The sequence below is a fragment of the Flavobacterium urocaniciphilum genome (assembly GCF_900110615.1).
Classification (GTDB): domain Bacteria; phylum Bacteroidota; class Bacteroidia; order Flavobacteriales; family Flavobacteriaceae; genus Flavobacterium; species Flavobacterium urocaniciphilum.
On the sequence record NZ_FOEI01000007.1, the window covers coordinates 77,289 to 103,286 of the forward strand.

A 25,998-nucleotide genomic window follows, 5' to 3' on the forward strand; every position below is an offset into this window, starting at 1 on the left:
TTAAGGTTTTGATAATTATTCTAATGTTGTATTTTTGTCGGAGTTTTTAAAAAAGTCTGATTATAGTATAAGCTAAAATCATACCAAAAAAATAAGTTTGATAATTAATTTTTAATATGAAAAAGGTGGGTAACCCTAATTCGTTTTCAAAAACTTTCTTTTCTTTAGCGTTTTCAGTAATGTTCGCTATTGGTGTTAATGCGCAAGACGCAGCAGCTGCTCCAGCAGCAGCGGCTCCGGCAGCAGCAGCTCCAGCAGCAGGAACAGGTGATGCCGTTGCAGGAAAAGCATTGTTTAACACTAATTGTGCAGCATGTCACAAATTAGATGCAAAAATGACCGGACCAGCATTAAGAGGTGTTGGTGATAAATACGACAAAGAATGGTTGTATAAATGGGTCAAAAATAGCTCAGAGTTAATTAAGTCTGGTGATGCTAAAGCTGTAAAAGTGTATGAGGAATTCAATAAAACTGCAATGACTGCTTTTCCACAGTTGTCAAATGCAGATATTGATAATATCATCGCTTATACAATGATGCCTAAAGAAGAAGTGAAAACTGCTGCTGTTCCTCAAGGATCTGAGAAAACAGGAAGTGGAGTTTCAAATAATCTTATTTTAGGAGTTTTAGCTTTAATTTTAGCTGTGTTAGTGTTTATGCTATTCATGGTTAATAAGCTATTAAAGAAAGTTGTAGAATCTAAAGGTTTAGAGGTTGCAGAAACACCAAAGTCATTACCATTATGGAAAGCTTTCGTGCAAAACCAATTTTTAGTTTTAGTATCGGCAATTTTATTTTTATTAATTTCAGCTTACTTTATGTATGGTTATTTTATGCAAATTGGTGTAGATCAAGGTTACGAGCCTATTCAACCAATTCACTATTCGCATAAAATTCATGCTGGAGATAATGGTATTGATTGTAAATACTGTCACTCATCTGCTAGAGTTTCTAAGAATGCTGGTATTCCTTCATTAAACGTTTGTATGAACTGTCATAAAAATGTTAGTGAGTTCCAAGGTGATAAAGATTCAGTTTATGTAGATTACACTAAAGAATTCTATACTGCTCAAATTCAAAAATTATATGATGCAGTTGGTTGGGATAAAGCCGCTCAAAAATATACAGGTAAAACTAAACCAGTTAAATGGGTTAGAATTCATAACTTACCAGATTTCGTATACTTTAACCACTCTCAACACGTAACTGTTGGAGGAATTGAGTGTCAAAAATGTCACGGTAAAGTTGAAACATTTGAAGTAATGAAGCAAGATCAACCATTAACAATGGGTTGGTGTGTAGATTGTCATAGAAAAACAGATGTTAAGATTCAAGACAATGCTTATTACAAAAAAATCCACGACCAATTATCTAAAAAACTTGGTGTTACTAAGTTGACAGCTGCTCAAATGGGTGGTTTAGAATGTGGTAAATGTCACTATTAATAATAATTTAAGAAGCTAATATCTATATACAATGGCATCAAACAAAAAATACTGGAAAAGTGTTGAAGAACTAAATGAAAATAGTTCTATTGTTGAGGCGCTACAAAACAACGAATTTGTAGAACAAATTCCTGTTGATGAGTTTTTAGGTGATAAAGAAAGTCTTTCTAATTCATCTACTTCACGTCGTGACTTTTTAAAGTATGTTGGGTTCAGTACAGCAGCTGCTTCATTAGCCGCGTGTGAGGGGCCTGTTGTAAAATCAATTCCTTATGTAGTTCAACCGGAAGAAATTATTCCTGGTGTAGCTGATTATTATGCTACAACAATTGCAGATGGTTATGATTTTGCAAATATTTTAATCAAAACTCGTGAAGGTCGTCCAATAAAAGTTGAGAATAATACTTTACAAGGTGCAGTTTCTGGAGCAAACGCAAGAGTTCATGCTTCGGTACTTTCTTTATACGATAATTTAAGATTGAAAGGTCCTAAAATCGATAAGAAACCTGCAACTTGGAATCAAGTAAATGCAAAAATCAAAACTAGTTTAACAGAAGCTAAAGCTAAAGGTGGTCAAGTTGTTGTTTTAACAAATACTACTGCTAGTCCATCTACTGATAAATTAATTGCTGATTTAGCTGCAAAATATACAAACGTTAAGCATGTTGTGTATGATGCAATTTCAGATTCTAATGCTTTAGATGCTTTCCAATCTGTATATGGATTTAGAGCTTTAGCAAATTATAACTTCTCAAAAGCAGATACTATTGTTTCTGTTGGTGCTGATTTCTTAGGTGATTGGCAAGGTGGAGGTTACGATGCTGAATATGCAAAAGGACGTATTCCTAAAAACGGAAAAATGTCTAAGCACATTCAAATCGAAGCTAACATGTCTTTAGCTGGAGCTAATGCTGATAAAAGAATTCCTTTAACTATTGCAGATCAAAAGAAAGCTTTAGTTAAATTATATAACGCAGTTACAGGTGCTGGTTCTTCTGTTAAATTATCTAAATTAGATGCAGAAGTTGAAAAAGCAGCTCAACAATTAAAAACTTCTGGATCTAAAGGTGTAGTTGTTACAGGTTTAGATGATTTTGATGCTCAATTATTAGTATTAGGTATCAATATCGCTTTAAAATCAGAAGCTTTTAATCCTGGTGATGCAAAATTAACTAGAAAAGGTGACGCGAAAGCAGTTGCTCAGTTAGTTGCAGATATGAATGCTGGAAATGTTCACACTTTAATTATGAGTGGAGTTAATCCAGTTTACACTTTAGCTAATTCAAAAGATTTCGTTTCTGGATTAGGAAAAGTTAAATTATCTGTTGCATTTACTACAAAAGAAGATGAAACAGCTGTTAAAGTAAATATTGCTGCTGCTGCTAATCATTATTTAGAATCTTGGAACGATGTAGCTATTACACGTTCAAACTATAGTATTGCTCAGCCAACGATTCGTCCATTATTTGATACAAAACAATTCCAAGAAGCATTATTAGTGTGGAATGATAATTCTGCAACTTATTATGATTTCTTAAAAGGTTTTGCTGCTGCTAATTTAGCTGGTAAAACTTGGAATCAAGCCGTTCATGATGGATTCGTTGCAATTCCTGTTGGAGCATTAGCTGCTCAAGGTGCTAACTTTGGTGCTTCTGTATCTAAATTAGCTGCTGCAACTTCAAACGGTACAGATTTAGTATTGTATAGTAAAGTTGGAATGGGTGATGGTCAACAAGCAAACAACCCTTGGTTACAAGAGTTTCCAGATCCAATTACAAGAGTTTCTTGGGATAACTATGTAACCGTTGCTCAAGCTGATGCTAAAAAATGGAATTTACAAAACTTCAACGTTGCTAATGGTGGATTAAACGGAAGCTATGCTACTATTAAAGTAGGAAATGCTACGGTTACTGCTCCAGTAATTATCCAACCAGGTCAGGCTGAAGGAACTGTAGGTTTAGCTTTCGGATATGGTAAAAAAGAAGCGTTAAAAGAAGAAATGCAAGTTGGTGTTAATGCTTATGCATTATATGCTAATGCTAATGCTAATCAATCTGCTTCTATTACTTTAGCTGATGGTGAACACGAATTTGCTTGTGTTCAGTTACAAAGAACATTAATGGGTAGAGGTGATATCATTAAAGATACTACTTTAACTACATTCAATAAAGCTAATGATGCTGGAAATAAAGAGGTGTATAACCCAACTCCAGTTGTTTCATTAGACCACAAAGAAGTTGCTGCTACATCAGTAGATTTATGGACTTCATTTGATAGAACTACAGGTCATCACTTTAATTTGTCTATCGACTTAAATGCTTGTACAGGATGTGGAGCGTGTGTTATCGCTTGTCATGCTGAAAACAATGTACCAGTTGTTGGTAAATCAGAAGTTAGAAGAAGTAGAGATATGCATTGGTTAAGAATTGACAGATATTATTCTTCTCAAGAAACTTTTGCTGGTGATATCGATAAAAAAGAAGGAGCTAAAGGATTAATGAATTCAATTGATGCTTTAGATGCAATGGAAAATCCATCTGCAAATCCTCAAGTTGCTTTCCAACCAGTTATGTGTCAACACTGTAACCATGCTCCTTGTGAGACAGTTTGTCCAGTTGCTGCTACATCTCATGGTCGTGAAGGTCAAAACCATATGGCATATAACAGATGTGTTGGTACTCGTTACTGTGCAAACAACTGTCCATATAAAGTACGTCGTTTCAACTGGTTCTTATACAGCAAAAATGACGAATTTAACTACCACATGAATGATGATTTAGGACGTATGGTATTAAACCCAGATGTAAACGTTCGTTCTCGTGGAGTTATGGAAAAATGTTCTATGTGTATCCAAATGACTCAAGCTACAAAATTAAAAGCGAAGAAAGAAGGAAGAGAAGTTGGTAAGGATGAATTCCAAACAGCTTGTTCTGCAGCTTGTACTTCAGGAGCTATGAAATTTGGAGATGTGAATAATGCTGATTCTGACGTTGCTCAATTATTAGAAGACGATAGAATGTATCATTTATTAGAGCACATTGGTACTAAACCAAATGTTTTCTATCACGTTAAAGTTAGAAACGATAAATAATTAATAATAAGAAACACAATATAAAGGATTATGTCTCATTACGAAGCACCCATTAGAAAACCTTTAGTTATTGGTGATAAATCTTATCACGATATAACGGTAGATGTGGCTAAACCAGTAGAAGGTAGAGCTAACAAACTATGGTGGACAGTATTTTCGATAGCATTAGCTGCATTCCTTTGGGGATTAGGCTGTATGGTATATACAATCTCAACAGGTATTGGTACTTGGGGATTAAATAAAACAATTGGTTGGGCTTGGGATATCACCAATTTCGTTTGGTGGGTAGGTATCGGTCACGCTGGTACACTTATCTCAGCTGTATTATTGTTATTCCGTCAAAAATGGAGAATGGCGATTAACCGTTCTGCAGAGGCGATGACAATTTTCTCAGTAGTTCAAGCAGGTTTATTCCCAATCATCCACATGGGTCGTCCATGGTTAGGATACTGGGTATTACCAATCCCGAACCAATTCGGTTCATTATGGGTTAACTTTAACTCGCCATTATTATGGGACGTATTCGCGATCTCTACGTATTTATCAGTATCGTTAGTTTTCTGGTGGACTGGTTTATTACCTGACTTCGCAATGTTAAGAGATAGAGCCGTTACTCCATTTACAAAAAGAGTATATTCAATCCTTTCTTTTGGATGGTCTGGTAGAGCTAAAGATTGGCAACGTTTCGAAGAAGTATCTTTAGTTCTTGCAGGTTTAGCTACTCCGTTAGTACTTTCGGTACACACAATCGTATCGTTTGACTTCGCAACTTCTGTTATTCCAGGTTGGCATACTACAATTTTACCTCCATACTTCGTTGCTGGAGCGATTTTCTCAGGATTTGCCATGGTAAATACTTTACTTATCATCATGAGAAAAGTATCTAACTTAGAAGATTATATCACAATCCAACATATCGAATTAATGAACATCGTAATCATGATTACTGGTTCTATTGTAGGATGTGCTTATATTACTGAGTTATTCGTAGCATGGTATTCTGGTGTAGAGTATGAACAATATGCTTTCTTAAACAGAGCTACAGGACCTTACTGGTGGTCATATTGGTTAATGATGACTTGTAACGTATTCTCACCTCAGTTTATGTGGTCTAAAAAATTAAGAACAAGTATTGCTTTCTCTTTCATTATTTCAATCGTTGTAAACATTGGAATGTGGTTTGAGCGTTTCGTAATCATTGTTACTTCATTACATAGAGATTATTTACCATCATCTTGGACAATGTTCCAACCAACGTTTGTTGATGCTGGTATTTATATCGGAACAATCGGTTTCTTCTTCGTATTATTCTTATTATACTCTAGAAGTTTCCCAGTAATTGCTCAAGCAGAGGTTAAGACTATCTTAAAATCTTCAGGAGATAATTTTAAAAGAGAAAGAGGAGATGCTAAACCAGAGCACCACCACGATTCTCATGGACACGAAGGACACGATCATCATTAATATTAGAGATTATGAGTAATAAAGTAGTACACGCTATTTATAACGACGATGATATTTTACTAGATGCAGTAAAGAAAACTAAAGCTGCACATCATCATATTGAAGAAATTTATACTCCATTTCCAGTTCACGGACTAGATAAAGCAATGGGGTTAGCAGGAACAAGAATTGCAATTTGTGCATTCTTATTTGGAATCACAGGTCTTTGTATTTATGCTTCACTTTTAAAGTTTATCATGATCGAAGATTGGCCACAAGATATTGGTGGTAAACCAAGTATGGCATTTTACCAAAATATGCCAGCCTTTGTACCTGTTATGTTTGAAGGAACTGTATTTTTTGCAGCTCACTTAATGGTTATTACTTTCTACATGAGAAGTAAATTATGGCCATTTAAACAAGCAGAAAATCCAGATGTTAGAACTACTGATGATCATTTTTTAATGGAAGTTGGAGTTCATGGTAACGAAGAAGAATTAGTATCTTTCTTCAAAAACACTGGAGCAGTAGAAGTTAAAGTAATTGATAAGCATTAAGAGAATATGAAAAGTGTTTTAAAAATAATGTCATTCGTTGGATTATCATTCATGATGACGTCTTGTTTTGATAAATCGGCACCTAATTACCAGTTTTTTCCAAACATGTATGAACCTGTTCCTTATGAAACTTATGCTGAATCAGATGCATTTAATTCTCCATCAGGTGAAAAAGGTAAAGAAGGTCAAATTCCAGCTGTAGGAACAATTAAAAGAGGTTTTACTCCTTATGAAATTCCTAATACTCCAGAAGGATATGCTGCTTCTAAAGCGAATCCATCTCCTTTAACTGCAGATCAAATTGATTCTGAAAAAGGTAAAGAGTTATTTACAATTTACTGTGCTATTTGTCACGGTGAAGCTGGAGACGGAAAAGGTAATTTGTCTAAAAGAGAAAAATTCTTAGGTGTACCTAATTATAAAGATAGAGAAATTACTGTTGGTAGCGTATTTCACGTAGAAACTTACGGTATTAACGCAATGGGTTCTCATGCTAATCAATTGTCAAAAGAAGAAAGATGGCAAGTTGCTGATTATGTTATGAAACTTAAATCAGAATTAAAATAGTATTACTTTTTTGAAAATAATAGATATGTACCAGTTTTCAAGTAGATTAAAAAGTTTTTCATTTGCCTTAATGGTTTTAGGTATTTTAGGAATCGGATATGGTTTCTTTAGTGCTCCAAAAACAGAAGCAGATGTTGAAGCAATTTTAAAAGAGCAAGAAGCTCATCATGGTGGAGGTCACCACGATACTCACGCTGAAGCAACTCACGAAGGAGCTTCACACAATGAACATGCAAAAACTGAGGAGCATGCTTCTCACGATGCAACAACTCATGAAGTTAAAGATACTTTAAAACATGAAGTTGCTCATGCTGTTGATACAACTAGTTTAGCATTAGACACAACTGCTGTAGCTGTTGCTCCTGTAGTTAATAATAATGGTGATAACGATTTAGTTGTAAACAAACATCATAAAGTGCATGTTGATCATGATGCAGAACACAAAGAACACGTTTCACATGTGTTTCACCAATTACAAAACAAACCTTGGTCGGCATTATATGTTGCTTGTATTTTCTTCATGTTAATTGCAGTAGGTGCTTTAGCTTTCTACGCAATTCAATGGGCATCTCAAGCAGGTTGGTCTCCAATTTTGTTCAGAGTAATGGAAGGTGTTTCTAGCTACTTATTACCAGGTTCTATTATTTTCTTCATCCTTTTATTAGCTGCTGCTTTCCATTTTGGACACAATGGTTTATTTGTTTGGATGGATCCAGAAGTAGTAAAACACGATCATTTAATTCAAGGGAAATCAGGTTTCTTAAATGTACCATTCTTCTTAATTAGAGCAATTGTTTTCTTAGTAGGATGGAACTTATATAGATATATTTCTAGAAAAAACTCTATCAAATTAGATCAAACTAAAGATTTATCATTCTTTAAAAAGAACTATAAAGCTGCTGCAACATTCTTAGTATTCTTTATCGTTTCTGAATCAATTATGTCTTGGGATTGGATCATGTCTGTTGATCCTCACTGGTACAGTACATTATTCGGATGGTATGTATTTGCAAGTTTCTTTGTAAGTGGTATTACTGTAATTACTTTAATTACAATTTACTTAAAAAATAAAGGTTTATTACCTGATGTAAATAAATCTCATTTACATGATTTAGCTAAATTTATGTTTGGTATCAGTGTATTCTGGACATACTTATGGTTCTCTCAGTTCATGTTGATTTGGTATTCTGATATTCCTGAAGAAGTTACTTACTTTGTAACACGTATTGAAAAATACAATTTACCTTTCTTCGGAATGGTTGTTATGAATTTCGTATTCCCATTATTAATATTAATGAATGCTGATTTCAAACGTCTTAACTGGGTTGTGGTAATGGCAGGTATCGTAATATTATCAGGTCACTATATTGATTTCTTCAATATGATTATGCCTGCAACTGTTGGAGATCAATGGTTTATTGGAGCATCTGAAATTGGTTCAGTTCTTTTCTTCGCTGGATTATTCATCTTTGTTGTGTTCACTGCATTAACAAAAGCACCTTTAGAATCAGAAGGTAATCCTTACATCGAAGAAAGCAAACATTTTCATTATTAATATTTAAAGAAATAAACAAATGAACGGTTTATTGATACTTTTAATCATAGTTTTATTAGGAGTTGCTGCTTGGCAATTATCTAAGATATTTAGTCTAACTCAAATTGGAATGGCAAAAGGCGACTCTACCATTGCAAATGATAAAGACAATAATATAAATGGATATTTAATGTTTGCATTTGTAGGGTTTATCTACATTTTTACAATCTATTCATTTATCAAATGGGGAAGTTTCGTTTTAGATACTCCTGCATCAGAACACGGTAAAGATTATGATAATTTAATGAATATTTCTTGGATTATTATCTTTACAGTTCAAACACTTACTCAGTTTTTATTACACTATTTTGCATTCAAATATAGAGGTAAAGAAGGTCAAAAAGCTTTATACTACGCAGATAACAATAAGTTAGAAGCAATTTGGACAATTATTCCAGTTATTGTATTAGCGGTTTTAATTCTTTACGGATTATATACTTGGAACCAAATTATGTATGTAGACGAAGATGAAGAAGTTATCAATGTTGAATTATATGCAAAACAATTCTCTTGGGAAGCTCGTTATGCAGGTGATGATAATACTTTAGGTAAAGCTAACGTACGTTATATTAAAGATGTTAATACTTTAGGAGTAGATATGTCTGACCGTGCGTCTCAAGATGATAAAGTAGTAACTGAAATTCACTTACCAGTTGGTAAAAAAGTTCATTTCAGAATGCGTTCTCAAGACGTTTTACACTCAGCTTATATGCCTCACTTTAGAGCACAAATGAACTGTGTTCCTGGTATGGTAACTGAATTTGCTTTCATTCCTACAATTACTACTGCAGATATGCGTAACATGCCTGGAATGGTTAAAAAAGTAGACGGTATCAATAAAATTAGAGCTAAAAAATCGGTTGAGTTAGCTGCTCAAGGTAAACCAGCTTTAGAACCATATACATTTGATTACTTATTATTATGTAATAAAATTTGTGGAGCTTCGCACTTTAACATGCAATTAAAAATTGTTGTTGAATCTGAAGCAGATTACAAAAAATGGTTAAAAGAGCAAAAAACTTTAGCTTCTGCAATTAAAGAAGCTAATGCTCCAAAAGAAGATCCAGCTGCTGTAAAAGAAACTCCAGCTGTTGCAGAAGCAGTAGTTGATACAACAAAAGCAGTTGCTAAAGGTAAATAATTAAATAAAGATTCAAAATAATACATTTATTATGTCACACGATCACGGTCATCATAAAGATACTTTCATTACTAAATATATTTTTAGTATTGATCATAAAATGATTGCTAAGCAGTACCTAATTTCAGGTTTATTAATGGGAATTGTAGGGGTAGTTTTATCTTTATTTTTCAGAATGCAAATTGCTTGGCCAGAAGAATCTTTCGAGATTTTTAAAATTTTCTTAGGTGAAAAAATGGCTCCAGGTGGAGTAATGCGAAACGATATTTATTTAGCATTAGTTACAATTCACGGTACAATCATGGTATTCTTCGTATTAACGGCAGGTTTATCAGGAACGTTTAGTAACTTACTTATTCCATTACAAATTGGAGCAAGAGATATGGCATCAGGTTTCATGAATATGTTATCGTTCTGGATGTTCTTTATTTCTTGTGTGGTAATGATTGTTTCTTTATTCGTAGAATCAGGTCCTGCTTCTGCAGGTTGGACAATTTATCCTCCACTTTCTGCTCTTGAAGAAGCTATTCCAGGTTCTGGTTTAGGTATGACTTTATGGTTAGTATCTATGGCTATTTTCATTGCTTCTTCATTAATGGGTTCATTAAATTATATCGTTACTGTTATCAATTTAAGAACAGAAGGAATGACAATGACAAGATTACCTTTAACTGTTTGGGCATTCTTTATTACTGCAATTATCGGGGTTATTTCTTTCCCTGTATTATTCTCTGCAGCTTTATTATTAATTTTTGATAGAAGTTTCGGTACGTCTTTCTACTTATCTGATATCTTTATCAAAGGTGAAGTGTTACATTACCAAGGTGGTTCTCCAGTATTATTCGAACACTTATTCTGGTTCTTAGGACACCCTGAAGTATATATCGTATTATTACCTGCATTAGGTATTACATCTGAAATTATTGCTACAAACTCTAGAAAACCGATCTTTGGTTATAGAGCGATGATTGCTTCTATTATTGCAATCGCTTTCTTATCAACTATCGTTTGGGGTCACCACATGTTTATTTCAGGTATGAATCCATTCTTAGGTTCGGTATTTACATTTACAACGTTATTAATTGCAATCCCATCTGCGGTAAAAGCATTTAACTATATCACAACATTATGGAAAGGTAACTTACAGTTAAATCCTGCTATGTTATTCTCTATCGGATTAGTTTCTACTTTCATTTCTGGAGGTTTAACGGGAATCATCTTAGGAGATAGTACATTGGATATTAACGTACACGATACTTATTTCGTAGTTGCTCACTTCCACTTAGTAATGGGTATCTCTGCTCTATACGGATTCTTCGCTGGTGTGTACCACTGGTTCCCAAGAATGTTCGGTAGAATGATGAACAAAACATTAGGTTACATCCATTTCTGGGTAACAGCTGTATGTGCTTACGGAGTATTCTTCCCAATGCACTTTATCGGAATGGCTGGTTTACCAAGAAGATATTATACAAACTCTAACTTCCCATTATTTGATGAGTTAGCTGATACAAACGTATTAATTACTATGTTTGCTATCGTTGGAGCAGCGTTCCAATTAGTATTCTTCTGGAACTTCTTCTACAGTATTTTCAAAGGTAAAAAAGCTCCAATGAACCCATGGCGTTCTAACACATTAGAATGGACAGCACCAGTTGAGCATATGCATGGTAACTGGCCAGGAGAAATCCCAGCTGTACACCGTTGGCCTTATGACTATAGTAAGCCAGGTCACGATGAAGATTTCGTACCGCAAACTACACCAATGAAAGAAGGTGAAGTGGAATTACACCACTAAGATATATTAAAAAAGTCCTAATGAAAATTGGGACTTTTTTATTTATTAACACTCTAATTTCTTTTCAAGCATTCCTCGTATCTTTGTAATATGTTTGCATTGGTCGATTGTAATAATTTCTATGTGTCTTGCGAGCGTGTTTTTCAACCTCAATTTCTCAATAAACCAGTAGTTGTTTTATCCAATAACGACGGTTGTATTATCTCTAGAAGTGACGAGGCAAAAGCACTCGGAATTGGTATGGGTGTACCCGAATTTAAAGTCCGAAATCTTATTGCAGAACATCAAATTGCTGTCTTTTCTTCTAATTATGCCTTGTACGGCGATTTAAGTAATCGTGTTATGGATGTGTTATCCGGTTTTACACCAGATATCGAAAATTATAGTATCGACGAAGCTTTTCTTAATTTTAAAAATACCAATATTACTCATTTTGAATCTTGTGGTTTGCAAATGAAACAACGCATTCAAAAATGGATTGGTTTACCCGTTTGTGTTGGCTTTGCCGAAACAAAAGCTTTGAGTAAAATTGCCAATCGTATCGCTAAAAAATTTCAAGAACGAACAGGTGGTGTTTATGTTATCGATTCGGAGGAAAAACGAATCAAAGCGTTGAAATGGACCAAAATTGAAGATGTTTGGGGAATTGGGTATCAGTTATCAAAAAAAATGAAGGCGTTCGGAATGACTACTGCCTATGATTTCACTTTACCTCATAACGAAAATTATATAGTTCGCACTATGGGTGTAGTGGGTAAAAGACTGCGTGCCGAATTATTAGGACAATCTGTATTGGATATTGAAAAAGCAGCTGAAGCTAAGAAAAATATTGCCGTAACGCGTACTTTTGAAAAACCCATTTCCAGTTTAAACGATTTAAAAGAGCGTGTTTCTACTTTTGCCACTATTGCAGCTGAGAAGTTGCGACAACAAAAATCGTGCTGTAACGGGATTGTAATATATCTTAGAAAGGATAAATATAAAGCCGGAAACGAGCGTTATAACTTTTCCGTATACGAAGCATTGCCTTTTGCAACTCAATCTAGTATTACCTTAAGTACAACGGCTGTTAAAATGGTAGAAAAACTTTTCCAGGCGGATGGAACTTATACCAAAGCGGGTATTTTTATTACTGAAATTATTCCGCAACAGCAAAAACAATTCAATTTGTTCGTGGAAGAAAATCCAAAACACGAAAAATTAATGAAAGTGATGGACGACATCAGAAGGAAAACGGGCGAGCGTAAAATCCGACTCGGAAATCAAGACTTACAGCGTACTTGGAAAATGAAACAAAACTTTTTGTCTAAAAAATATACAACAGATCTAACAGAATTATTAGTTATCAAATGCTAAAACATAATAAAATATCATTCTTTATACCAAATGGCGATTCAAAACTTGAAATGCCATACATTTCGAGTGGAATTAAAGCAGGTTTTCCTTCACCTGCTGCCGATTTTGACGAAACCAGATTGAGTATTGATCAAATTGTAGTGAAAAATGCTACAGCAACTTTTTATGCTAAAGCGAGTGGTAATTCTATGAATGGCGCCGGAATTGACGATGGCGATATTTTAGTTATCGATAAAAGTTTAGAACCTCAAGATGGTAAAATTGCCGTTTGTTTCATCGATGGAGAATTTACCGTGAAAAGAATAAAAGTGCAAGAAAATAGTCTGTTATTATTACCTGAAAATCCTTCCTTCGAACCCATCGAAGTCACCCAAGAAAACAATTTTATTATTTGGGGAATTGTGACCTATGTGGTGAAAAAGATATAAAACTACATTTTTTATTCTAATATACTATTTTCTTGATTTATTTGATCTAATTGGGTTTTTATCCGATAATTAAAATCATCTCAAATATTTGGATGGTTAAAAAACGAGATTTATAATTTTACGGGAAATCCGTAATGTATATATGTAAAATGATTTATTTTTGTATGATTTTTATGACTTGAAAATGGTCTGTAATTCTTTGGAAATTGAGATAGAAATATCCAATTTAATTTTTTTAAAAAAATCATAGAAAAAAGTTTATTATTAATAAAACATCAAATGAAAAAAACAATTATTTTATTAGTTGTAATCTTATCATTATTATCCTGTTCAAAAAACGATGATAACCCACAAACAGAGTCGCAAGTAACTAAAAGTTGGGAAAACATTTTAGGGCCATGGAAGTTTACAAAACTGAAAAGAGCTGATGGCTCTGTAGTAGATTTTCAACCAGTTTGTGCTGGTAAAAGAGTAGTTATTGATTTTACAAATCAGCCTGGAGATAAGCAAATGACAGTTTATTTTTTTAACTCAACATGTGTTACAGATGATGAGGCTGTATTTTATAATCAGTTTTTAGAAAATGATACTTTTAATGCACAATCTTTACCAATGTTAGCTGGTGCTAAAATCACTTCATTAACCGAAAATTCTATGGAGATAATAGTGCCTTCTGGAACAAAAACTAGTGATTCATTTGTTGGTGAAGCTACTGGATATTCATTAGTGCGATTTCAATAAAGTTTAATGAAAAACTATTGTAGTTTTATAATATGTTTTATTTCTATGTTGGCTTTTCCTCAGGGAGAAGCCAATTTTTGGTATTTTGGTAATAAGGCAGGAATTTCTTTCGCCAGTGGTTCACCAGTTGCAGTAACGGATGGCTCACTTATTACTGGAGAAGGATGCGCCACATTATCAAATGCTGCAGGACAATTACTTTTTTATACTGATGGAAGAACAGTTTATAATAGAAACCATCAAGTAATGCCTAACGGAACTGGATTATTAGGTCATGATTCTTCTACTCAATCTGGAACTATAGTTCAAGTACCAGGATCAACAAATTTATTTTATGTATTTACTTTAGATAGAGAAACACAAATCAATGGATTTTGTTATTCCATAATTGATTTATCATTAGATGGTGGTTTAGGAGCTGTTACTGCAAATAAGAATGTTTTAGTTTATTCACCAACTTGTGAAAAAATTGCAGTAGTAAAACATGCTAATAATACAGATTATTGGATAGTTACACACGGTTGGAATAATAATAGTTTTAATACATACTTACTAACGTCTACTGGTTTGAATGCAACTCCAGTAGTAAGTAATGTTGGACATACTGCGTTACAAAATGGAAGTAATGTTACAGATTCACAAGGGGCAATGAAAATTGCAGCTAATGGTTCAAAATTAGCAATTTGTTATGCGAACTCAAATGTTTCAACCTTAGAATTATTAGATTTTAATAATGCTACTGGTCAGTTATCAAATGCACAAGTATTATTGTCAGATTCTGAAAGATATTATGGTGTTGAGTTCTCACCAAGTAATTCGTTATTGTACGTTAGTTCAGGTTCAAACGGTAATGTTTATCAACTTGATTTGAATGCTTCTAATATAACAGCATCAAAAACGACTATTTACAACAATACATCTGGTGCTCATTATCCAAGGTCTTTACAGTTGGGACCAGATATGAAAATTTATTTGGCAATGTCTAATGAAAATTTTTTAAGTTCTATAAATACACCTGATGTAATTGGTACAAGTTGTAATTTTACTTTGAATAGTGTTAATCTCAATGGAAAAATTTGTTATTCGGGATTACCTGTATTTAATCAATCTTTCTTTTTTACACCAGCCATTCAATTTAACAATTCCTGTGAAGGTGATACAGTTGATTTTAGTTTCAGTTCCAATCAAACTATTTTATCTGCCAATTGGAATTTTGGTGATGGTAACATATCTAATGCTATAAGTCCAACACATATTTATACAAATGCTGGAACTTATCCAGTAACTGTAACTATTACAACTCCACAAGGAACTGGAAGTAATAATAGAGATATAACAATTTATCCAAGACCAGTTTTAACAAAAAATGTTGTAACCTTAAAACAATGCGACGATAATAATGATGGCTTTAGTGCATTTAATCTAAAAGAAGCAGAAGGTTTATTTGTAGCCAATACAACAGGATTAACTTTTACTTATTTTGAGAATGCTATAGATGCTCAAAACGACAATACAATAGTCGGAATAACAAATCCAATCACTTATACTAATCAGATTGTGAGTAATGATGTGGTTTATGTTCGTATAGAAAATACAAATGGTTGTTACAGAGTAGGACAATTGAATTTAAATGTTTCTACAACTTCAATTCCATCTAGTTTTCAAAAAGTTTTTACTGTTTGTGATGATGTTTTGTCAGGTTCAAACACGGACGGAATTGCTACTTTTGATTTTAGTAGTGTTACTTCAGAAATTCAAGCTTTGTATCCAGTTGGGCAGTTGTTAACTATTAAATACTACAAAAATCAAGCAGATGCTTTAGCAGAGCAAAATGCAATTACAAATATTTCTAATTACACCAATATTGGTTATCCAAATGCACAAAATATTTATATTCGAGTGGATAGTCAAGTTAATAATGAATGTTTAGGTTTAGGTCATCATATTACGTTGAATGTAGAGCAAATTCCATTTATTGAAAATAAAATTATCCGAAATTGTGATGATAATCATGATGGTCTTTTCGGTTTCGATACCAATAATTTACAAACCACTTTACTAAATGGTTTAACAAATGTAACAGTTAGTTACAAAGATCAGAATGGAAACCCATTGCCAAGTCCGTTACCAAATCCGTTTGTAACAACTACACAAACTATTACGGCTAGAGCAACAAATAATACAACAACTGCATGTTATGATGAGGCAACCATTCAATTCATAGTCGACGATTTACCAGAAGCTTTTCCAATTGCAGCAACTTTAACGACAGCATGTGATGATGAAGTAGACCCGCTTTCTCAAGATGGATTATTTCCTTTTGATACAAGCACATTTCAAGCAACAATTTTAGGTTCACAAACTGGAATGATTGTTAAGTATTATGATGTAAGTGGAAATGTATTACCAAGTCCATTACCAAATCCGTTTTCTACTGCTTCACAAATCATATCTGTTGAAGTAATTAATCCGACAAATACAGCATGTAAAGCGACTTCAAGTATTCCATTTGTAGTAAAACCAACTCCTAGAATAAATACAACTGGTTCAGAATTAGTTTGTAGTAATAATCCAAATTTTGTAAAAGTTATAGATGCAGGTTTACAAGATTTTTCAACAATAAACGATTTTACCTATCAATGGTTTTTAGATGGAAATTTATTAACTGGAGAAACAAATTATGATTTAACGATAAATACAGAAGGGATTTACACTGTTGTAGTTACCAATGCCCAAAACTGTGTAAAAACAAGAACTATTACTGTAACAGCATCAAATATTGCAACCATTGAAAATATTGTAATTAATGATTTATCTGATAATAATTCGATAATAGTAAATGTTAGTGGTTCTGGAGATTATGAATATAGTTTAGACGGAATTAATTATCAAATCAGTAATATCTTTTATAATGTAGAATCTGGAACGTACACGGTTTATGTAAAAGATAATAACGGTTGTGGAATTGCTCAGAAAGATATTAGCTTACTTGGAATTCCAAACTATTTCACACCAAATGGTGATGGCTATAATGACTATTGGAACATAAAAGGCGTTAGTAATTCTTATAACACTAAAACTACAATTCATATTTTTGATAGATATGGAAAGTTGTTAAAACAAATTTCACCACTTTCTACAGGTTGGGATGGTACTTATAATAATAAAATAATGCCTTCTTCTGATTATTGGTATGTTATTAATTTAGAGGATGGTAGAATTTTTAAAGGGCATTTTACTTTAAAAAAATAGTTTGTTATTATTACCTGAAAATCCTTCCTTTGAACCCATTGAAGTCACCCAAGAAAATAATTTTATCATTTGGGGTATAGTAACGTATGTGGTGAAGAAAATATAAGATTTGGGTATATCAAGAATAATTAAAGCCCTAATATGCTTTCGCTGCGCAAAGTCTCCCGACTTTGAGCTATTGTTAAAATCTAAAACCCTAATATCGCCTTTGCAATAGAAAAGTAAATCAAAATACCCATAATGTCATTACTAGTCGTGATAAACGGACCAGTAGCTAAAGCAGGGTCAATGCCGTATTTGTCTAAAACAATTGGAATAAAGGTTCCAATTAAAGAGGCAAAGATAATAACGCTTAATAAAGCAATAGAAACCGTTATGCCAATATTGTAGTCGAAACCAAAAAGAAAATGACTCACAATGATTAAAATGGCTGATAAGAAAGCACCATTCATTAAACTTAATGAGAATTCTTTAATCAAACGATTAAATAAACTTCCAGTAATGGTATTGTTTGCTAAACCTTGAACGATAATCGCACTCGATTGAACGCCAACATTTCCACCCATCGCCGCAATTAACGGAGTAAATAAAAATAAAGTGGCATGTTTTTCCATTGCAGGTTCAAAAATTCCCAATACACGAACCGAAATAAAACCACCAAATAAAGCCAAAACTAACCAAGGTAAACGCGCTTTCGTTAATTCTAAGATGCTGTCATCTGCCTCAACGTCTTGCGAGATACCGGCTGCTAACTGGTAATCTTTATCGGCTTCTTCTTTAATAATATCAATAATGTCATCAATGGTAACTCTTCCTACTAATCGGTCTAATTCATCAATTACAGGAATCGCTTCCAAGTCGTACTTTTGCATAATTCGCGCCACTTCTACGTCTTTGGTGTCTACACGAACGTAGTCTACTTTTTTGATATAAACGTCGCTAATTGGTGTTTTAGTAGAAGTAGTTAATAAATCTTTTAAAGACAACCTTCCTTTTAAGCGATCTTCATCATCCACAACATAAATAGAATGTACACGAGTAACGTTTTCGGCTTGGTGACGCATTTCTTTCACACAAGTTAAAACATTCCAATTTTCGTTCACTTTTACCAACTCTTTTGCCATAATACCACCGGCAGTATTTTCGTCGTAACGTAAAAGGTCAACAATATCTTTCGCATGCTCAACGTCTTCTAATTCCGAAATTACTTGCGCTTTTTTCGATTGCGGTAATTCGGCAATAATGTCGGCAGCATCATCGGTATCTAATTCGTCAAGCTCTTCTGCGATTTCTTTTGCAGATAAACTTCTAAGGATGGTTTCACGAACTTCATCGTCTAGTTCAAGAAGGATTTCAGCTGTAATTTCTGAATTTAATATGTTGAAAACATAAATGGCTTGAGAAGGCTCTAAGTCATTCATAATTTCAGCAATATCGGCAAAGTGAATATCTTGTAATAGGGATTCTAATTCAGTGATATTATTTTGCTGAATTAAACCTTCTATTTTTTCGATAAATTCTTTACTGATTTTAAACTCCATCGGCAGCTATTTTTTTGGTTAAAGAAATAAATTCTTCTACAGATAATTGTTCTGGTCTTAATGCAAAGATAGTATCTTCTTGTAATTTATCCGATAAATTTAAACTTTTTAAGCTATTTCTTAATGTTTTTCTTCTTTGCTGAAAGGCTGTTTTTACTACTGTGAAAAGTAATTTTTCATCACATTCCAATTTGTAGTTTTCTTTACGAATCATTCGCATTACACCACTATCTACTTTTGGTGGCGGATTGAAAACCGTTGGTGGAACCGTAAATAAATATTCTACATCGTAAAAAGCTTGAGCTAAAACCGATAAAATTCCATACACTTTGCTGCCTTTTTTAGAGCAAATTCGTTCGGCAACTTCTTTTTGAAACATTCCTGAAAATTCCGGAACAAAATCTCGAAGCTCTAATGTTTTAAACACAATTTGTGTAGAAATATTATAAGGGAAATTTCCAATAATTGCAAATTGCTCTTGATTAAAAGCCGTTTGCCAATCGTGTTTTAAGAAATCTAAAGAGAAAATATTTTTAGCTAATTTTAAATAATGAACTTGTAAATATTCTACCGATTCTTTGTCAATTTCCGCTACAAAAGTTTCGTATGGTTTTTCTAATAAATATTTGGTTAAAACCCCCATTCCTGGACCAATTTCCAATACTTTATTATAGTTAGTACCAATTAACGAATCGGCAATTTGTTGCGCAATACTTTCATCGGTAAGAAAATGTTGACCTAAATGTTTTTTGGCTTTAACTGACATATGTTTTATTTATAAATATTTTTAAATCTCAAATTCCAAATTCAAATTCGTAAATCTGTCACACTGAGCTTGTCGAAGTGTTACATCGTAAATCCGAAATCGTAATTCGTAAATCAACTAGTTTTCGTTTCCAAAAAACTCGTCCATAACTTGTAATTCTGTTCTAAAAGCAAGCATCTTATCGCCAAATAAACGCAATCCTTCTTCTCTCAATTTCGGTGCGTACGTATTGTAATAATCTTGAAGTTTATCGTTGTTATGCGCAAAATACTGAATAGAATAGGTAGTTCCACCCATTTCTTCTTCCACTAAAACTTTTATTAACTTCGCTTTATAAAAACAACCAGTTGCTAAAACTTCATCAATATGTTTTGTTTTCAACCAATTTAACCATTGGTCATGAACGCTTTCATCAATATTTATAGTAACATTGTAGATAATCATATAGTATTTTTTTACAAAGATACTTTTTAAATCTCAAAGTTCCATATCAATACAAATTTCAATAAAAATCAGTAAGAATTAATTTTAATTTGGGCGTGCCCTTTCAGGTCGGGCTTCCGTTCCCGCTTTTTTTGTTTCGAAAAATCTTCACAAAAAAGAGCTCCACTTCAACCCTCACGCAAGAATCCGTTTTTCAATATCAATGTCAATATCAATGAAAAATTGAAAATACAATTTTTTTAAATGAACTTTTCCAAGCGAAGCGTCTTTATTTGAAAAATACCCATGTGTTTAAAAACTTATCTGACTTATATGTTTCCACAAAAAAACTTCCTACTTCCAACTTCCAACTTCTAACTTTATCTATATTTGTAACATGAATGAAAATTTAGATCCAAATAAAGACCGATTTACTCCACAAGACATGGATATTGAACGTGCATTGCGACCATTGAGTTTCGATGATTTCGCCGGACAAGATCACGTATTGGAGAATTTAAAAATATTTGTTGCTGCCGCTAATCAACGTGGAGAAGCCTTAGATCATGCGTTATTTCATGGTCCTCCCGGTTTAGGAAAAACAACATTGGCAAATATTTTAGCAAACGAATTGGGTGTTGGAATTAAAATCACTTCTGGTCCTGTTTTAGATAAACCTGGCGATTTAGCCGGTTTGTTAACCAATTTGGATGAAAGAGATGTGCTATTTATTGATGAAATTCATCGTTTATCTCCAGTGGTAGAAGAATATTTGTATTCGGCCATGGAAGATTACAAAATCGACATCATGATTGAAAGCGGTCCGAATGCTCGTACAGTTCAAATTAACTTAAATCCGTTTACGTTAGTGGGTGCGACAACGCGTTCTGGATTATTAACAGCGCCAATGCGTGCGCGTTTCGGAATTCAAAGTCGATTACAATATTATAACAAAGAATTATTAGCAACAATTATCGAAAGAAGTGCGAATATTTTAAATGTTCCAATCGATTTGGAAGCCGCAATTGAAATTGCTGGTCGAAGTCGAGGAACACCTCGTATTGCTAATGCGTTATTGCGTCGAGTGCGCGATTTCGCTCAGATTAAAGGTAACGGAACTATCGATACAGAAATTGCACGATATGCCTTAAAAGCACTAAATGTAGATGCGCATGGTTTAGACGAAATGGACAACAAAATTTTGTCGACAATCATCGATAAATTCAAAGGCGGACCAGTCGGAATTACTACCTTAGCCACTGCTGTTGCCGAAAATGCCGAAACATTAGAAGAAGTGTACGAACCCTTTTTAATTCAAGAAGGTTTCTTAATGCGAACACCAAGAGGAAGAGAAGCAACCGATTTAGCCTACAAACATTTAGGACGATTGAAATTGGGTAACCAAGGAGAACTTTTTTAAGATTGGAAGAAAGAAGTTGGGAGTTGGAAGAAGGAAGCGTTGATAAATAACAAAGAGAAATATTCAAAATTAATTACGGAAGAATCTAAAAAATTAGGTTTTCTTTCCTGCGGAATTTCTCGTGCCGAATTCTTAGAGCAAGAAGCGCCTCGTTTAGAAAGCTGGCTGAATAAAAATCTGCATGGTCAAATGTCGTATATGGAAAATCATTTCGACAAAAGATTAAATCCAACATTGTTAGTAGATGGTGCGAAAAGTGTCATTTCTTTATTGCTAAATTATTATCCGTCTGAAATACAAAATCAAGAGAGTTTTAAGATTTCCAAATATGCCTATGGTGAAGATTATCACTTTGTTATAAAAGATAAACTAAAAACATTATTACAATTCATTCAAGATGAAATTGGTGAAGTAAATGGTCGCGTTTTTGTCGATTCAGCACCCGTTTTAGACAAAGCATGGGCGGCCAAAAGCGGTTTGGGTTGGATTGGTAAAAATGCTAATTTAATTACGCAAAAAGTCGGTTCGTTTTATTTTATTGCCGAATTAATTGTCGATTTAGAATTGGAATACGACACGCCAACAACCGACCATTGCGGGAGTTGTACCGCTTGTTTAGATGCATGTCCAACAGAAGCGATTATTGCACCGTATGTAGTTGATGGCAGTAAATGTATTTCGTATTTTACCATAGAATTAAAAGATAATTTGCCTCAAGAAATGAAAGGTAAATTTGATGATTGGATGTTTGGTTGCGATGTGTGTCAGGATGTTTGTCCGTGGAACCGATTTTCAAAACCGCATCAAGAACCTTTATTCGAACCAAAATCAGAATTACTCAATTTTTCCAAAAGAGATTGGCAAGAACTTACCAAAGAAACCTTTAATAAAGTCTTTAAAAATTCCGCAGTCAAACGAACAAAATTTGAAGGTTTGATGCGTAATATTGAGTTTTTGAAGTAGAGTTTAATAACAACAAAACTTATACAAAGTATATAAATGATTAATTATAAATATATAGGTATTGCAATATTGCTTATTGTTTTTGGAGCATTTCGTCTTACAAAAAATAAATATTACAAAAGAAAAGAAAAAGATATGTTGTGGGCGGCAGAATCAAATGTTTTTTGGAGTTATGTAGTATTAATTTTTTTCGGGATATTAATTATTTTTTATGAGTTGAAAAAGTTTTTCTAATTCCGATTGAGCGGATTTGTAATCAGTGCTTAAAACTACTTTATTTTTCAAAAATTAGATTACTTTTCACATTTTCCAACGCAACTTTTCCTTCCAAAAAAACAAATCAACCTAGAAATTATTTTCTTCACCAACTTTTCGTACAAACTTTATGGTTATTTGAAAGCAAATTTTATCTTTGTAAGTTGATGCAAATGATAATATATGTCCAAAAGTAATAATAAAAGAAGAGAAGCCTTACTATATCACGCCAAACCAACACCTGGGAAAATTCAGGTTGTTCCTACTAAAAAATATGCAACGCAAAGAGATTTGTCTTTGGCGTATTCGCCAGGGGTTGCCGAGCCATGTTTGGAAATTGCAAAAGACATCAATAACGTTTATAAATATACAGCGAAAGGAAATTTAGTAGCTGTAATTTCAAATGGTACTGCCGTTTTAGGTTTAGGAGACATTGGTCCGGAAGCCTCAAAACCCGTAATGGAAGGAAAAGGATTATTATTCAAAATCTTTTCAGACATTGATGTTTTCGATATTGAAGTCGGAACCAAAGACATTGAAGAATTTATTGCAACGGTTAAAAATATTGCGCCAACATTTGGTGGAATTAACTTAGAAGATATTAAAGCGCCAGAATCGTTCGAAATTGAAAGACGTTTGGTAGAAGAATTAGATATTCCGGTAATGCACGATGACCAACACGGAACAGCAATTATTTCTTCGGCAGCTTTATTAAACGCATTAGAATTAGCAGAAAAAGATATTTCAAAAATAAAAGTTGTAGTTTCTGGAGCCGGTTCGGCAGCATTAGCGTGTTCGAATTTATATGTGGCTTTAGGAGTAAAACCTGAAAATTTATACATGTTTGATGTAGACGGTTTATTAACAACTTGCCGAAAAGATATTTCAGAATTACAAATGAAATATGCCAAATCTTGTGATCCAGCACCACTTGCTGAAATCATCAAAGGTGCCGATATGTTTTTAGGATTGTCGGTTGGTAATATTTTAAAACCGGAAATGTTATTGTCAATGGCAAACGATCCAATTGTTTTCGCTATGGCAAATCCGGAACCAGAAATCGATTATAATGTTGCCATTGCTACTCGTGAAGACATCATTATGGCTACTGGTCGTTCAGATTATCCTAACCAAGTAAATAACGTTTTAGGTTTTCCTTATATTTTCCGTGGAGCATTAGATGTTCGCGCTCGAAAAATTAACGAAGCGATGAAAATGGCTGCGGTTAGAGCGTTGGCAGATTTAGCTAAAACTCCGGTTCCTGAGCAAGTTAATATTGCTTATGGAGAGAAAAAATTAGTTTTCGGTAGAGATTATATCATTCCAAAACCATTCGATCCAAGATTAATTGCTACCGTTTCTCCGGCAGTTGCAAAAGCGGCAATGGATAGTGGTGTGGCTGATGTTGAAATTACCGATTGGGAAAAATATGCAGATGAATTATTAGAGCGTTTAGGTGGCGATAACAAAATTGTTAAGTTGTTAACGAACCGTGCGAAAACGGATCCTAAGAAAATTGTTTTTGCTGAAGCCGATCAATTAGACGTGTTGAAAGCAGCACAAATTGTTCATGAAGAAGGAATTGGAATTCCGATTTTATTAGGAAATTTAGAAACCATTCAGGAATTAAAAGAAGAAATTGGTTTCGATGCCGAATTACAAATCATCGATCCAAAATCGAAAGAAGAAGATAAAACAAGAGAAAAATACGCGCAATATTTCTGGAAAGCTAGACAACGTAGAGGTACATCATTATTAGATGCTCAAAAATGGATGCGTGAGCGTAACTATTTTGCAGCCATGATGGTAAATACTGGCGATGCCGATTGTATGGTAACGGGTTATTCAAGAAGTTACCCAACGGTTGTAAAACCCGTAATGGAGCTAATCGATAGACAACAAGGTGTGAGTAGAATTGCTACGACAAACATCATGAATACAAAACGCGGACCGTTGTTTTTATCAGATACTGCGATTAATCCAAATCCAACAGCAGAAGAATTAGCTAAAATTGCATTAATGACTGCTAAAACGGCAAGAATGTTTGGTGTAGAACCCGTAATTGCTATGATATCGTTCTCAAATTTTGGTTCATCATCTAATGAAAGTGCCATTAAAGTAAGACAAGCCGTTAAAATTTTACATGAAAATCATCCAGATTTAATTGTTGATGGGGAAATTCAAACTGATTTTGCATTAAACCCAGAATTGTTAAAAAGTAAGTTCCCATTTTCGAAATTAGCGAACAAGAAAGTTAATACATTAATTTTCCCTAATTTAGATGCGGCAAATATTACTTATAAAATGTTGAAAGAGTTGGATAAAGTAGTTTCTATTGGTCCAATTATGATGGGATTAGAAAAACCCGTACACATTTTTCAATTAGGTGCAAGTGTAGAAGAAATGGTAAATATGGCTGCAGTTTCTGTTGTGGATGCTCAAGAGAAATTGAAAGCTAAATTGAAAGTAAAAAGTAAAAAGTAAAAAGAGCCAAGTAAAAAGTAATTTACGAAGTTGGATATACGAAAACAAAAAAATATAAAAACTATAAAAAAAATTTGTAAGCTTTACAACCAATAACTATTGGACATGTAGATTTTGCAGTTAAGTAAAAAATATGATAGCACATATTCAAGGAAAATTAGTGGAAAAAACACCAACCGAAGTCGTAATCGATTGTGGTGGTTTGGGCTACGAAATTCATATTTCATTACATACTTATTCTCAAATTCCAGATTCGGAGCATATCAAATTATATACGTTTTTACAAATCAAAGAAGACGCGCATTCGCTTTTCGGTTTTGCCGACAAAAAGGAAAGAGAATTATTCAAATTATTACTTTCTGTTTCCGGAATTGGCGCGAATACTGCCAGAACAATGTTGTCTTCTTTACAACCAGAACAAATCATTCAAGCCATTGCCTCAAACGATGTTGGAACGATTCAGTCTATCAAAGGAATTGGATTGAAAACCGCACAACGTGTTATCATTGACTTGAAAGATAAAGTGTTGAAAATTTACCAAATTGAAGAAATTTCAACAGGTTCATACAATACAAATAAAGAAGAAGCGTTATCTGCATTAGAAGTTTTAGGATATCAACGTAAAAATGCAGAAAAAGTTTTAGAAAAAATAATCGCCAATAATCCAGCGGCAACGGTAGAAGATTTAATAAAACAAGCCTTAAAAGTATTATAATTTTGAATAAATTATTTA

19 protein-coding genes are annotated in these 25,998 nt (G+C 33.5%); 16 read left to right on the forward strand and 3 right to left on the reverse strand.

The annotated features are described in order from the left end of the window. Positions 1-116 precede the first annotated feature (116 nt). The 12 genes from BMY86_RS11310 (at position 117) to BMY86_RS11365 (ending at position 17,413) form a co-directional block, all read left to right on the forward strand. On the forward strand, positions 117-1,445 hold the full coding sequence (locus BMY86_RS11310; RefSeq protein WP_091469371.1) for a c-type cytochrome: 1,329 nt from the start codon (positions 117-119) through the stop codon (positions 1,443-1,445). A gap of 31 nt (positions 1,446-1,476) precedes the next feature. Further along, the gene (locus tag BMY86_RS11315) at positions 1,477-4,536 is read left to right on the forward strand and encodes a TAT-variant-translocated molybdopterin oxidoreductase (protein ID WP_091469374.1); all 3,060 of its coding nucleotides are present in this window, start codon (positions 1,477-1,479) and stop codon (positions 4,534-4,536) included. Between the two features lie 27 nt (positions 4,537-4,563). Next, positions 4,564-6,000: an NrfD/PsrC family molybdoenzyme membrane anchor subunit gene (nrfD, locus tag BMY86_RS11320; protein WP_091469377.1), complete on the forward strand. Its 1,437-nt coding sequence runs from the start codon at positions 4,564-4,566 to the stop codon at positions 5,998-6,000. An 11-nt stretch (positions 6,001-6,011) separates the two neighbouring features. After that, positions 6,012-6,536 (forward strand): DUF3341 domain-containing protein, encoded by a 525-nt coding sequence (locus tag BMY86_RS11325; protein ID WP_091469380.1) that lies wholly within the window; start codon positions 6,012-6,014, stop codon positions 6,534-6,536. Positions 6,537-6,542: 6 nt separating this feature from the next. Beyond that, positions 6,543-7,103 carry a c-type cytochrome gene (locus BMY86_RS11330; protein WP_091469383.1) on the forward strand — a complete coding sequence of 187 codons (561 nt, stop codon included), beginning with the start codon at positions 6,543-6,545 and terminating at the stop codon, positions 7,101-7,103. 25 nt (positions 7,104-7,128) lie between these two features. Continuing rightward, positions 7,129-8,658, forward strand: coding sequence for a quinol:cytochrome C oxidoreductase (locus tag BMY86_RS11335; protein ID WP_091469387.1), 1,530 nt, complete (start codon positions 7,129-7,131; stop codon positions 8,656-8,658). Positions 8,659-8,677: 19 nt separating this feature from the next. Further along, positions 8,678-9,838 (forward strand): cytochrome c oxidase subunit II, encoded by a 1,161-nt coding sequence (locus BMY86_RS11340; RefSeq protein WP_091469390.1) that lies wholly within the window; start codon positions 8,678-8,680, stop codon positions 9,836-9,838. A gap of 31 nt (positions 9,839-9,869) precedes the next feature. Further along, entirely contained in the window at positions 9,870-11,636 is a 1,767-nt protein-coding gene (locus BMY86_RS11345) for a cytochrome c oxidase subunit I (RefSeq protein WP_091469394.1), read from the forward strand. Positions 11,637-11,726: 90 nt separating this feature from the next. After that, positions 11,727-12,992, forward strand: a complete 1,266-nt coding sequence (locus tag BMY86_RS11350; RefSeq protein ID WP_091469397.1) for a Y-family DNA polymerase — start codon at positions 11,727-11,729, stop codon at positions 12,990-12,992. Continuing rightward, positions 12,986-13,420, forward strand: a complete 435-nt coding sequence (locus BMY86_RS11355) for a LexA family protein (protein WP_091469399.1) — start codon at positions 12,986-12,988, stop codon at positions 13,418-13,420. The genes BMY86_RS11350 and BMY86_RS11355 overlap by 7 nt, the downstream gene beginning before the upstream one ends. 279 nt (positions 13,421-13,699) lie before the next feature. Beyond that, entirely contained in the window at positions 13,700-14,161 is a 462-nt protein-coding gene (locus BMY86_RS11360) for a hypothetical protein (RefSeq protein WP_091469402.1), read from the forward strand. A gap of 6 nt (positions 14,162-14,167) precedes the next feature. Next, entirely contained in the window at positions 14,168-17,413 is a 3,246-nt protein-coding gene (locus BMY86_RS11365) for a T9SS type B sorting domain-containing protein (RefSeq protein WP_091469406.1), read from the forward strand. 188 nt (positions 17,414-17,601) lie between these two features. Here the strand turns inward: BMY86_RS11365 and mgtE are convergent, their stop codons facing one another. From mgtE to BMY86_RS11380, 3 genes are all read right to left on the reverse strand, one after another. Further along, positions 17,602-18,954: a magnesium transporter gene (mgtE, locus tag BMY86_RS11370; RefSeq protein WP_091469409.1), complete on the reverse strand. Its 1,353-nt coding sequence runs from the start codon at positions 18,952-18,954 to the stop codon at positions 17,602-17,604. Then, complete coding sequence (gene rsmA / locus BMY86_RS11375; RefSeq protein ID WP_091469413.1) at positions 18,944-19,720, reverse strand: 16S rRNA (adenine(1518)-N(6)/adenine(1519)-N(6))-dimethyltransferase RsmA; 777 nt, start codon at positions 19,718-19,720, stop codon at positions 18,944-18,946. Before rsmA ends, mgtE begins: the two co-directional genes overlap by 11 nt. Positions 19,721-19,837: 117 nt before the next feature. Then, positions 19,838-20,164: a DUF4286 family protein gene (locus BMY86_RS11380; RefSeq protein WP_091469417.1), complete on the reverse strand. Its 327-nt coding sequence runs from the start codon at positions 20,162-20,164 to the stop codon at positions 19,838-19,840. Positions 20,165-20,540: 376 nt separating this feature from the next. Between BMY86_RS11380 and ruvB the strand changes: the two genes are divergently transcribed. From ruvB to ruvA, 4 genes are all read left to right on the forward strand, one after another. Continuing rightward, positions 20,541-21,563, forward strand: a complete 1,023-nt coding sequence (gene ruvB, locus BMY86_RS11385) for a Holliday junction branch migration DNA helicase RuvB (RefSeq protein WP_091469420.1) — start codon at positions 20,541-20,543, stop codon at positions 21,561-21,563. Positions 21,564-21,602: 39 nt separating this feature from the next. Then, positions 21,603-22,526 (forward strand): tRNA epoxyqueuosine(34) reductase QueG, encoded by a 924-nt coding sequence (gene queG / locus BMY86_RS11390; RefSeq protein WP_091469422.1) that lies wholly within the window; start codon positions 21,603-21,605, stop codon positions 22,524-22,526. Positions 22,527-22,964: 438 nt separating this feature from the next. Continuing rightward, positions 22,965-25,265, forward strand: a complete 2,301-nt coding sequence (locus tag BMY86_RS11400) for an NADP-dependent malic enzyme (protein ID WP_091469428.1) — start codon at positions 22,965-22,967, stop codon at positions 25,263-25,265. A gap of 133 nt (positions 25,266-25,398) precedes the next feature. Beyond that, positions 25,399-25,980 (forward strand): Holliday junction branch migration protein RuvA, encoded by a 582-nt coding sequence (gene ruvA, locus BMY86_RS11405; protein ID WP_091469432.1) that lies wholly within the window; start codon positions 25,399-25,401, stop codon positions 25,978-25,980. Positions 25,981-25,998: the final 18 nt, after the last annotated feature.

What these genes read in the sequence shown, in the direction of transcription:
- BMY86_RS11355 (WP_091469399.1), top strand. Translation starts at nt 12,986, where the DNA reads ATGCTAAAACATAATAAAATATCATTCTTTATACCAAATGGCGATTCA.
- BMY86_RS11325 (WP_091469380.1), top strand. Translation starts at nt 6,012, where the DNA reads ATGAGTAATAAAGTAGTACACGCTATTTATAACGACGATGATATTTTA.
- BMY86_RS11330 (WP_091469383.1), top strand. Translation starts at nt 6,543, where the DNA reads ATGAAAAGTGTTTTAAAAATAATGTCATTCGTTGGATTATCATTCATG.
- BMY86_RS11310 (WP_091469371.1), top strand. Translation starts at nt 117, where the DNA reads ATGAAAAAGGTGGGTAACCCTAATTCGTTTTCAAAAACTTTCTTTTCT.
- BMY86_RS11350 (WP_091469397.1), top strand. Translation starts at nt 11,727, where the DNA reads ATGTTTGCATTGGTCGATTGTAATAATTTCTATGTGTCTTGCGAGCGT.
- BMY86_RS11380 (WP_091469417.1), bottom strand. Translation starts at nt 20,164, where the DNA reads ATGATTATCTACAATGTTACTATAAATATTGATGAAAGCGTTCATGAC.
- BMY86_RS11345 (WP_091469394.1), top strand. Translation starts at nt 9,870, where the DNA reads ATGTCACACGATCACGGTCATCATAAAGATACTTTCATTACTAAATAT.
- mgtE (WP_091469409.1), bottom strand. Translation starts at nt 18,954, where the DNA reads ATGGAGTTTAAAATCAGTAAAGAATTTATCGAAAAAATAGAAGGTTTA.
- BMY86_RS11360 (WP_091469402.1), top strand. Translation starts at nt 13,700, where the DNA reads ATGAAAAAAACAATTATTTTATTAGTTGTAATCTTATCATTATTATCC.
- BMY86_RS11400 (WP_091469428.1), top strand. Translation starts at nt 22,965, where the DNA reads ATGTCCAAAAGTAATAATAAAAGAAGAGAAGCCTTACTATATCACGCC.
- ruvB (WP_091469420.1), top strand. Translation starts at nt 20,541, where the DNA reads ATGAATGAAAATTTAGATCCAAATAAAGACCGATTTACTCCACAAGAC.
- BMY86_RS11315 (WP_091469374.1), top strand. Translation starts at nt 1,477, where the DNA reads ATGGCATCAAACAAAAAATACTGGAAAAGTGTTGAAGAACTAAATGAA.
- BMY86_RS11340 (WP_091469390.1), top strand. Translation starts at nt 8,678, where the DNA reads ATGAACGGTTTATTGATACTTTTAATCATAGTTTTATTAGGAGTTGCT.
- ruvA (WP_091469432.1), top strand. Translation starts at nt 25,399, where the DNA reads ATGATAGCACATATTCAAGGAAAATTAGTGGAAAAAACACCAACCGAA.
- BMY86_RS11365 (WP_091469406.1), top strand. Translation starts at nt 14,168, where the DNA reads ATGAAAAACTATTGTAGTTTTATAATATGTTTTATTTCTATGTTGGCT.
- rsmA (WP_091469413.1), bottom strand. Translation starts at nt 19,720, where the DNA reads ATGTCAGTTAAAGCCAAAAAACATTTAGGTCAACATTTTCTTACCGAT.
- BMY86_RS11335 (WP_091469387.1), top strand. Translation starts at nt 7,129, where the DNA reads ATGTACCAGTTTTCAAGTAGATTAAAAAGTTTTTCATTTGCCTTAATG.